This is a genomic window from Mesorhizobium sp. M7A.F.Ca.CA.001.08.2.1, assembly GCF_003998455.1.
In the GTDB taxonomy this organism is placed as follows: Bacteria; Pseudomonadota; Alphaproteobacteria; order Rhizobiales; family Rhizobiaceae; genus Mesorhizobium; species Mesorhizobium ciceri.
Window position 1 is genome coordinate 1 of record NZ_RZPW01001056.1, and the last position, 1,665, is coordinate 1,665.

A 1,665-nucleotide genomic window follows, 5' to 3' on the forward strand; every position below is an offset into this window, starting at 1 on the left:
GTCGTAGACCTCGATGCGCACTGGCGGCTTCGGCAGGCCGAATGTCTCGGCGAAACCGGCAAGCAGGCGTCCCTGGGTGGAGGTTTCAGCCAGCCGGCGTCCGAGCGCTTCGCGGGCATTCTGCAAAGCGTTGTCGGTCAGGTCCTTCTTCTCGCCGCGCTGCGGCACGGAGATTGCGACCTTGCGGCCGGCGCGGGTGGAGAGCGCCTCGGCCAGCAATTCCTGATCCTCGACGCCATGCGACAGAAGAATGTTCCGCGGCGTCGGCTTGTCGTCATAGAACTGCGCCAGGAACGAGCCCAGCACCTCGGCTGCTTCCAACGCCGGATCGGCCTTGGGGAAATAGGCGCGGTTGCCCCAGTTCTGGCCGGTGCGGAAGAAGAACACCTGGATGCAGACCTGGCCGCCTTCCTGATGGATGGCGAAGACATCGGCTTCGTCGACGGTCGCCGGATTGATGCCCTGGTGGCTCTGCACATGCGACAGGGCCGCCAACCGGTCGCGATAGATCGCGGCGCGCTCGAAATCGAGAGCTTCCGACGCCTGCTGCATGGCGGCCGAGATTTCCGTCTTCACCTTCTGGCTGCGGCCGGACAAGAAGTCCTTCGCCTCATTGACCAGCTCGGCATAGTCCTGGTGCGAGACCTCGCCGGTGCAGGGACCGGCGCAGCGCTTGATCTGATAAAGCAGGCATGGCCGCGTGCGGTTCTCGTAGAACGAGTTGGTGCAACTGCGCAGCAGAAAGGCGCGCTGCAGCGAGTTGATGGTGCGGCCAACGGCACCGGCCGAAGCAAAGGGACCGAAATAATCGCCTTTGCGCGAGCGCGCGCCGCGATGCTTGTAGATGCCCGGCGAGACATGGTCGCCGGTCAAGAGGATATAGGGAAACGACTTGTCGTCGCGCATCAGGACGTTGAATCGCGGCCGCAAGCGCTTGATAAGATTGGCTTCGAGCAGCAGCGCTTCGATCTCGGTGCGGGTGACGACGAACTCCATCGTCGACGTCTCGCGCACCATGCGGCCGATGCGGGTGGTGTGGAAACGGCCTTGCGCGTAGTTGGTGACGCGCTTCTTCAGGCTGCGTGCCTTGCCGACATAGAGCACATCGCCGGCAGCGTTCATCATGCGGTAGACGCCGGGCGCGTTGGGCAGCCGCTTGACCAGCGTCTGGATCACCTCGGCACCGATCATGCCTTCCGCGTCGCCGGCATGCGGCGTCCAGTCGATGGCGGTGAAGGCGACATCGGGACCGACGGTTTCAACCATCTCCTCGACCGCCTCGTCCTCGAGGTCGATATCGGGAGGCAGATCGTCGGTGCCGCCGCGCGGCTTGCTTTTGTGGTCTACAGGACTCATTCCGTCATGCCTGTCACATCGGGCGTCTGCCACGCAAGATGCTGGCCGCCATCAAGCGCGATCATCTGGCCGGTGACCGAGCGCGCTTCCCAGAGATAGCGGATTGTGGCGCCGAATTCCGGCAATTCCGGGCCGCGCTTGAGGATCAAGCCATCGACTTGGGCTGCAAAATCGCTGTCCTCCTGACGCGCGTTCTTCAATGTCGGCCCCGGGCCGATGGCATTGACGCGGACGCGGGGACCGAGCGCTTGCGCCATCATCTGGGTGGCTGTCCACAGCGTCGATTTGGACAGTGCATAGGAGAAGTAG

General features: G+C 63.6%; 2 protein-coding genes. Both read right to left on the reverse strand.

Annotation, left to right across the window (positions count from 1 at the left end; translation table 11 throughout):
- The coding region (uvrC, locus tag EN914_RS34670) for an excinuclease ABC subunit UvrC (protein WP_127389651.1) at positions 1-1,356 on the reverse strand (1,356 nt) is incomplete at its 3' end.
- Positions 1,353-1,665 (reverse strand): SDR family oxidoreductase (locus EN914_RS34675; RefSeq protein ID WP_127389652.1); only part of this gene is annotated, 313 nt, incomplete at its 5' end. The genes EN914_RS34675 and uvrC, both read right to left, overlap by 4 nt.